1 protein-coding gene is annotated in these 1,285 nt (G+C 70.0%); it reads right to left on the bottom strand.

Annotated features, from left to right (window positions below):
* A partial coding sequence (locus ABH937_RS38195; protein WP_370220860.1) for an Ig-like domain-containing protein occupies nt 1–1,285 on the bottom strand: 1,285 nt, incomplete at both ends.

Raw genomic sequence — 1,285 nt, 5'->3', positions numbered from 1 at the left:
CTGGAGGTGGACGGCGCCGAGGTCGCGTCACCGCCGTAGATGGCGGTGATCTGGTGGGTGCCGACCGACAGGGCGGCGGTGGCGAACGTCGCCTGACCGGAGCCGTTCAGGGTGGCGGTGCCCAAGGTGGTGGAGCCGTCCTTGAACGTCACCGTCCCAGTCGGTGTGCCGTCAGTGGTGGGGGCGACGGTGGCGGTGAAGGTGACCGGCTGCCCGAGCGAGGATGGGTTCGGGGAAGAGGAAGCCACCGTGGTGGTGGTCTGCGTGGTGACGGTCTGCGTCAGCGGGTTGGAGGTGGAGGCCGCCGAGGTCGCGTCACCGCCGTAGACCGCGGTGATGGAGTGGCTGCCGACCGCCAGGGCGCTGGTGGCGAACGTGGCCTGGCCGCTGCCGTTCAGGGTGGCGGTGCCCAGGGTGGTGGTGCCGTCCTTGAACGTCACCTGCCCAGTCGGTGTGCCGTCGCTGGTGGGGGCGACGGTGGCGGTGAACGTGACCGGCTGCCCGAACGAGGAGGTGTTGTTCGTCGAGGATGACACCACCGCCGTGCCCGTGCCCTGCGTATTTACCGTCTGTGTCAGGGGGTTGGAGGTGGAGGCCGCCGAGTTGGTGTCACCGCCGTAGATGGCGGTGATGGAGTGGCTGCCGACCGCCAGGGCGCTGGTGGCGAACGTCGCCTGACCGGAGGAGTTCAGGGTGGCGGTACCCAGCACGGTGGTGCCGTCCATGAACGTCACCTGTCCGGTGGGGGTGCCGTCAGTGGTGGGGGCGACGGTGGCGGTGAACGTCACCTGCTGCCCGAACGAGGACGGGTCCGGGGAGGAGGAGGCCATCGTGGTGGTGGTCTGCGTGGTGACGGTCTGCGTCAGCGGGTTGGAGGTGGAGGCCGCCGAGTTGGTGTCACCGCCGTAGACCGCGGTGATCTGGTGGTTGGCGACAGCCAGGGCGGCGGTGCTGAAGGTGGCCTGGCCGCTGCCGTTCAGGGTGGCGGTGCCCAAGGTGGTGGTGCCGTCCTTGAACGTCACCTGCCCGGTCGGCACGACAGTGGAGCCGGACGGTCCGGCCACCGTCGCGGTGAACACCACGTTCTGCCCCGACGAGGACGGATCCGGGACGGCGGACAGCGCGGTCGTGGTGGTCTGCTGGGTCACCGTCTGCGTCAGCGCGGTGGAGGTGGACGCGGCCGAGTTCGAGTCACCGCCGTAGACCGCGGTGATCTGGTGGTTGGCGACAGCCAGGGCGGCGGTGCTGAAGGTGGCCTGGCCGCTGCCGTTCAGGGTGGCGGTGC

Source organism: Kitasatospora sp. GAS1066B, from assembly GCF_041262605.1.
In the GTDB taxonomy this organism is placed as follows: Bacteria; Actinomycetota; Actinomycetes; order Streptomycetales; family Streptomycetaceae; genus Kitasatospora.
The sequence above is the reverse complement of the archived record's forward strand: the minus strand, read 5'-3'. Positions and strand labels throughout refer to the sequence as shown.